The following is a 6,670-nucleotide window of genomic DNA, read 5'->3' as shown; positions in this document are numbered from 1 at the left end:
CTCCGCCGGAGTCTCCGGGGCTGCGGCCTCGGGGGCAGGAGTCTTAGGGGACGGGGAAACAAAGGCTCCGGAGCCGGCCAGGGATTTCAGAAGATCATTCTTCCTCTTGAACTCCGGCTGCGGGGCGGTAACAGAGGCTTCGGCATTATTGTTATCCTGGGTGCCATTCTTCTTCCCCATGAGGGAATTCAGGATGGCGGCCTTCCGGGCGGAGCGGGGATCCTCATAAGGGGGCTCCTCAGGCTCGGGAATCTGAGTTTCAGGGACGCTTGCCGCGGCGGGCTCCTCGTCTGTCCCGAAATTCAGGAAATCATCCTGCGGCTCCGGAACCTCCGGGGCGGGTTCCGAAACCGGCTCCGGGTCCGGCGCGGAGACAGACTGCTCCGGCTTCCCGCGGCCGAACAGGGTATTAATGAGCTCTTCCTTTCTGGCATTGCGAAGCTCCTGCTCCTGAGAGACAGGCTCCGTCTCCGCCGGAGTATCCGGAAGCTCGGGAGCGGCGCTCTTAAGAGGCTCCTCCGGATCCGGCCCGGACTGGAGGACTTCCGCTGTCACTTCCTCCTGAGGCTCAGGCTCTGCCCCGGTCTCAGGGGCGGCAAAGGAAGCAGAAGTATCAGCTGCGCCACCGGAAAAAGGTTCATCCTGAGCTCCCAGGGGAGACAGCAGCGGCGCTTCGGGATTCAGTATACCGCCGGAAACCGGGGCAGCGTCCAAAGTGGGAGCCTCCGGATTCTGAATGCGGGCGGTTACCGGGCCTGCGTCCAGGGTGGGAGCCTCAGGATTCTGAATGCCGCCGGAAACCGGGCCGGCGTCCAGAGTGGGAGCCTCGGGATTCTGAATGCGGGCAGAAACCGGGCCGGCGTCCAAGGTGGGCGCTTCCGGATTCTGAATGCCGCCGGTTACCGGACCGGCATCCAGAGAAGGAGCCTCGGGGTTCAGAATGCCGCCGGTTACCGCGCCGGCATTAAGGGAAGGAGCCTCGGGATTCAGCAGGCCGCCGCCCAGAGAAGGAGCATTGGGGTTCTGAATCATGCCGGGGGGATTCAGGGAGTCTTCCGGAGCGGCCAGAATGCCGGGTCTCTCGGCGGAAACCGTCTCCCGGGGCACAATCATCCCGCCGGAAACATCTGCTCGGGTCTCTGAACGGGTCTCAAGATCCGGATCCGGGGGAGCCAGAGGCTTGAGAATGCGGCCGGAGGGACGGCTGGCGTTCTCTTCCCGCTCCTGCTCCAGCTCTTCCTGACGTCTCCGTCCCTCCTGGGAAAGATCCTCCTGCTCCACGCCCTCGAGAGCAATCTCCTCGCCCTCATGCACCGGGGTGGCCTCCAGAGGATTCAAAGACACAAAGGACTCCGGCGTCTCGGCTGAGGCGGCGGCGCGGGGCTCACCGGAAAACATCAGGGGATCGGGCATGGACTCCGCGGCGGCGGGGAAATCATCCCGGGCCACAGCGGCAACGCTAGTCTCGGAGACTTCGCCGATTCTCTCAAAATCCTTCTTGATCTCCCGGGGCTCCGGAGCCGGAACCGCGGTCTCCGGCGCTGCCGCAGCCGGGGCCGGCTTCGGCGGCAGATGTTCTCCAAAATGAGTCCCTTCCTTAAAGCCCTCCGAGAATACGGTTACGGGCTTCTTTTCCTGCTCCTCCCCGAAGAGAGAAACCGTGCGGGACTGGTTCTTCTGCACGCTCCGGGTCTTGTCAAAAAGACCGGAAACCGGATCAAACGGCCGGTGGCCCTTCTGCCGGGGAATGCTGGGAATAATGGCGTCCATCTGACCGGAAAGGCCCTTGTCGGGATCAATGGTGCCCATGTCCACATGAGGAGCCGCCAGTCCGGGATTAACCACCTCGGGAGCATCGGGAATATCGATTTGCACGCTGTCCACGGTTCTCTTCATAGGAGAGACCACGGTGCCGTCATCAGGCTCCCGGGGCCGGGAATTCAGCTTGCTGCTGTTTCTTTCAAATGCTGCCAGAAGGCCCTTCGGATCCTCCTGTGAAGAAGCGCTTTTTTCCTTTTCAGCAATTTTTTCATACTTATCGAAGCTATCCTCTTTGACCTGACTGGCCAGATTTTCAAAAAGCGCCAGAATGTCCCGGCGCCACGGGCAAGCGAAATCAGCGGAAACCGCGCCGTTCACGTAGGTGACCGGAAGCACGATCCGCCCCGAGAGATCCTTGTCGTTAAAGTTGTAGAAATTGCCGGCCCGGGCGGGACTGTAGGTCAGCACGGCGATATTTCCCTGGGTGCGCAGCTTCTGAATGGCTCTGGCGTCATCCTTGAACTTGAGCTCGTCCCGGGTCTCGGCCATGTTTTCATGATTGAAGTGGCCGTAAACGCGATGCACCGCCCTGCTGATCTCGCCTTCTTTTCTGGCCTCTTCCAGCTGCCGGTTAAGGACATAAAGGGTGAAGGCATGCTGGTTAAGCACCATGGGAGCGGTGATATCCTCCAGGAAATAGGAGGTCCACTCGAATTTCAGGGAGGAGATGTCCAGAATAATATGCTTGACGGTGGCGGCCTGCATGGGAGCATTGCCCAGAGGGATGCTCTTCTTGGGACGGATGCCCGTGAAGTCCTGCATGTCCGCGCTTTCGGCAATGGTTTTAATGTAAAGAGTGGTCAGCTCAGAAAGCCGCGGCATCCCGAATACCGCATCGGCCTGCGCCCGATCCTGAGTAATCAGAAGCACGTTGTCCTTTTCCAGAAGATCGGACACCGCAGTTTCGATATCCTCGGCATCCAGACGTTCCAGACGTCCCGAGGTTTCCAGGCGCTGCATGCAGGTATGAAGCTTGCTCGCATCCGACAGCGTCTTCTGGGCAGCTGTTACATAGTCAGTATTGACAATCACTTTTCTGTTATAACGCCTTAAATACTGCGAAGAGTCTCCCAGAAAGCGCTGCAGTTCATCCGGACGCTCAAAGCACTCGTGGTCGATGTATATGATGAAATCACGTACAAGAGCCGCAAGGTGCATGCTTCCGGTATCCATATTGCTGGTCATACTAATAATTCCCTGTAACAACTGAAATTCAGGCGCCCGTCCTCCTCCGCGAATTTCGGGCACAAGGCGGGCGGCAGACAATGCCCGCTTATCCTGCTATTTTGCCAAAGACTTGAAAAAAGTTTTTTATAACAGATCACTATATTCACATTTTTCCGCCGGAAAATGCCGTTTTTTGGGGATCAGCGGGGTCTTCCGGCGGCCGGAGGCCCCGGCGCGGCCCTCCGGAGCGCCGGTTTGGCGTCCGAACCCGCCGCTTATGCCCCGCCAAACCTATAAAAGAAACGCCAGAGCCATGCTGTCCAGGCCCAGAAGACAGATAAGGAGACTTCCCATGCCGGCCCAGAGATACCAGACGCCGGCCCTTTCCGTCGGCGGCTGGCCCCGGCTCGCCCTTTTCAGGACGCCCTTAACCGTAAAAAACTTCAGGGACAGCCAGACGGCGGCTAAAAGAGAAACATTCAGGGACAGGAGCAGGAGGGGGAAGCTCCAGAAGCGGTAAATCAGAAAAACGGCCAGTCCGGAAGCGAGAGAACCCAGAAGCCCGGCGCCCAGGCAGCGGCGCAGCATGCGGCGGGTGCGGGGGAAGTCCCCTGCCGGAAAAAGTCCCCGGGCCCCGAAGGAAATCGCCATGGCCGCAAGGGCGAACACCAGGAACACCATAAAGGGAGCGGCCACCATGGTTTCTGCCCAGAAAACCGCCTTGTCCCCGTATTCGCTTATCAGGGAAAGATACTGCCCCTGAAGCTGGTTCAGAGCGCCGGAATTGAAATCCATGCCCAGAGCCAGGCTGAGCAGCGGCCCCAGAAGCTTGTTCACCAGCATCACCAGCGCCGCATGGAGCACCGATCCCGCATTTATCACCGCAAAAACCAGCGCCGTCAGAAATCCCGCCGGGATGGCGAGGAGCGTCAAAAGCTGGGCTGTCATAAGCCGGTGCAGGAAGCGGGCTTTAAGAATGCGGGGATCCTCCGGCGCCCGGGGGACGGCCGCCGGCCCCGCCGGCAAAAGCTCCCGGCCGCACATGGGGCAGTAGCGCATAAAGGGAAGAGCCGGAGCGCCGCAGGCCTGACAGGGAATCACCCCGGATTTGTCCGCATTGCGGTAGGCCTCAAGATAAAAGCTTTTGCGGAGATCCGGGGATCCGGACGGGGACGGAGATACCGCGGGGACGGGATCCGGCGGCAGATCCGGAACCTTAAGGAATCCGGGCTCCTCCCGGGGGGCAATCACGGGACAATCCGCAAAATCCTCATCGCGGATCTCATCTGTCATCAGAGGCTTCTCCTCACTGGGCGCTGTCACGGGAGTCCTCTCCGGCTGCGGTGCCGTCATTGTCGGATTCCGGAACCGGGGCCTGCTTTGCGGCCTGAGCCGCGGCGGCGGTCTTTTCATTGATGGCGCGCACCCCGGCGATAATGTAATCGATCATGGACCAGATGGTCAGCACCACGGCAATAAGCAGCAGACCCAGCCCCACATACACCATCTCCATGTTATGACGCCAGATGAGACCGGAAATGGCGATCATCTGAATGGAGGTCTTCCACTTCCCGATCCAGCTTACCGCCACCCGGGCCCGGCTGCCGATTTCCGCCATCCATTCCCGGAGGGCGCTGATGACGATTTCCCGGGACACCACCACAATGGCGCAGAGGGTGATAATGACGCTGATATAGGGAAAGTAATTGGCTTCGTATTTGCTGTAGTGGCTCACCATGAGGATCAGGGCCACGCAGACCATGATCTTGTCCGCCACGGGATCCAGAAAGGCTCCGAAGCGGGAGCAAACCTGCCATTTCCGGGCCAGATACCCGTCCAGAAGATCGGTGAGGCAGGCGATGATAAAGATCACCGCTGCCACCAGATTGCTTAAATCAAAGGGAAGGTAATAAAAGAGAACGTAAAAGGGAATAAGAATAACCCTGAACAAAGTCAGAGCATTGGGGATCTTTTCCATAAATGGGGTAGCCTTTTTAGGCGCCTGTGTGTTCTGCATTATCGTATGACCGTTCCGCTTAGCCCGTTCTCTCCGCTGCCGGATAACGGCAAAGGTTCCGTTCCTTGCCTTATGCCGGAAATTATACACCAACAGAAAGGGCTTTCACAAAAATCCCGGCAAAATCCGGCATCCCGGATGGCGCCGGGACACCCTGCTACTTCTTAAAGGCATGCACCGTAACATAGGCATCCTTAAGCACCGGGAGAGCCAGGGGGCACTGGGAATAGACATTCACGGTAAAGCTGTCCCCGGGAGTGAAGTTCTCTCCCCGGAAGGCATTGGTGAGGCTTCTCATTGCGGTTCCCGGGGTTTTGCCCTCAAAAACCGCATAAAGGGGCTTCAGCACGCTCAGAGTATGCTCCGGGGAGCGGATCTCCACCTGAATGAGAGAGAGCGCCCGGAAGCTCCTGGCGTCCGAGGAGCTGTGATAATCAAAGGAAATATCTTTGCAGTCCAGAGTATTGGCATAATCCTGATCCGGATCAAAGACCGTATTGCCCATGTCCAGAACGACGTTTTCCACCTCATAGTTTTCCTTTGACGTGATCACCCCCTCTCCGGAAAATCCGGAAAACGTGCAGCTGTAGGCGCTGGCAAACCTGCTGTCGGGTTTGGCAGCCGGAGCGCAGTACATGATCCCGGAACGGAACTCCCGGGGATCGTCCTCCCGGCGGACGCAGGCGGGATCCGCGGAGCAGTTGCGGGCAATGGCGGCGGCCCCGGACACATCCGCAAGACCGAAGCCGTATTTGGCGCTGAAGCGCCAGCCCGCGGCATTGGTGATCCACCCCTGATTCACCGTGAGGCCCCGGGAGGTTACGGGTTCATCCTCCGCCATGGCCGGGAACACCGCATCATTCCGGGCGCTGGCCGCGAGTGCATATCTGGCCTGCCAGATACTGAGCCCGGGATTTGCCGAAAACACCACCGCCGCGGCGCCGGAAACCTGAGGAGCCGCCGCCGAGGTGCCGGAAAACGTGTTGGTATAACGGTAGCAGGGGATAGCGTAAAAGGGATTTCTGCCCTTTATAAGGGAGGCATAAACATACTCGGGATCCGGATTTCCGGCGCAGGAGCTCTGCCAGTCCGCGGTAATGAGATGCGGATGCCAGTCATCCCCGGAGGGGGCGGAAATAAACAGATTAGCCCCCGGAGAGGAATAGGAGGCATGCCCCCCCAGAGCGTTCACGGCTCCCGTTACCACCGTGGCCGGATGCACATTCTCCTCGTCCATTCCGGAAAAGTCGCAGGAAACTCCGATGCTCTGGCAGTCGCTGTACTCCTCGATGCCGCCGAAGCCGTTTCCGGCGGACTTCACCAGGAGCACCCCGGCATCCTGAAGATTATCAAGAGACATTCTGAGGGCGGAGTTTCCTTCAAACACCGGGACGGTCACCCCGAAGCTGGCGTTGGCCACCCGCACGTCCGGCGCATCGCTGAAGGCATCCATAAAGAGCGAGGTCAGCATGGAGGTATTATTAAAATATCCCTCATAGGATCTGAGCCCGGCATCGTAGGCCACTCCGCGGCTCCCCTCGGCATTGGCGGGAGCTGCGGCAATGAGGCCGGCCACCTTGGTGCCGTGGCTGTGATCATAGGGAATTCCCACAGCAGCATCTCCTCTGACATTAGGACGGAGATCGGGATGGGTGTCATCCACGA

General features: G+C 59.1%; 4 protein-coding genes. All 4 read right to left on the bottom strand.

Translation table 11 applies throughout. The annotated features are described in order from the left end of the window. A partial coding sequence (locus ACJROR_RS11005) for a hypothetical protein (protein ID WP_406547094.1) occupies window positions 1-3,006 on the bottom strand: 3,006 nt, incomplete at its 3' end. A gap of 273 nt (window positions 3,007-3,279) precedes the next feature. Beyond that, window positions 3,280-4,281, bottom strand: a complete 1,002-nt coding sequence (locus ACJROR_RS11000; RefSeq protein WP_406547093.1) for a hypothetical protein — start codon at window positions 4,279-4,281, stop codon at window positions 3,280-3,282. A 13-nt stretch (window positions 4,282-4,294) separates the two neighbouring features. Next, complete coding sequence (gene pgsA, locus ACJROR_RS10995) at window positions 4,295-4,966, bottom strand: CDP-diacylglycerol--glycerol-3-phosphate 3-phosphatidyltransferase (protein ID WP_406040844.1); 672 nt, start codon at window positions 4,964-4,966, stop codon at window positions 4,295-4,297. Window positions 4,967-5,162: 196 nt separating this feature from the next. Further along, window positions 5,163-6,670 (bottom strand): S8 family serine peptidase (locus ACJROR_RS10990; protein WP_406547092.1); only part of this gene is annotated, 1,508 nt, incomplete at its 5' end.

The organism is Succinimonas sp., assembly GCF_045225735.1.
In the GTDB taxonomy this organism is placed as follows: domain Bacteria; phylum Pseudomonadota; class Gammaproteobacteria; order Enterobacterales; family Succinivibrionaceae; genus Succinimonas.
The sequence above is the reverse complement of the archived record's forward strand: the minus strand, read 5'-3'. Positions and strand labels throughout refer to the sequence as shown.